Source organism: Rhizobium croatiense, assembly GCF_019793465.1.
GTDB classification, from domain to species: domain Bacteria; phylum Pseudomonadota; class Alphaproteobacteria; order Rhizobiales; family Rhizobiaceae; genus Rhizobium; species Rhizobium croatiense.
The window spans coordinates 1-513 of the sequence record NZ_JAILYJ010000063.1 but is presented as its reverse complement, the minus strand read 5'-3'; the positions used below and the strand labels follow the sequence as shown (position 1 = coordinate 513).

Annotated in this window: 1 protein-coding gene; it reads left to right on the top strand. The window is 62.6% G+C overall.

Translation table 11 applies throughout. The features are described 5' to 3' along the window. On the top strand, positions 1-513 hold a 513-nt coding region (locus tag K6M89_RS30560; protein ID WP_222141857.1), incomplete at both ends, for a DUF4082 domain-containing protein.

The window sequence follows — 513 nt, the reverse complement described above, 5'->3', positions numbered from 1 at the left end:
TGAATTTTGCAACACCGGTCACCATCGCCGCCAACACCACTTATGTCGCCTCCTACCACACGACAGGAGCCTATGTGGCGACCAACAATTTCTTTACGACCGCCGTCACTAATGGTCCGCTGACGGCGACAGCCAGCGGCAATGGCGTCTACCGCTATGGGGGTTCCGCCAGTGCAGGCATTTTCCCGAATGCCACCTTCAATTCAGCGAATTATTGGGCCGATGTGGTCTTCCGTCCGGGATCGGGCACGCCCGGCAATACGCCGCCGACGGCGGTTGCCGATGCGGGTGACGCGACCGAGAAGGGCGGGGTGGCCAATGGTTCGGGCGGCGTGGTTGCGAGCGGCAACGTGCTGACCAACGACACCGATCCGGATGCCGGTGACACCAAGACCGTCACGGCGGTAGTCTTCGGTGCGACGTCGGGCACGCTCGGCTCGGCGCTGAACGGCAGCTATGGCAGCCTCGTGCTCAACGCATCGGGCGCCTACAGCTATGCGATCAACGAGAGCA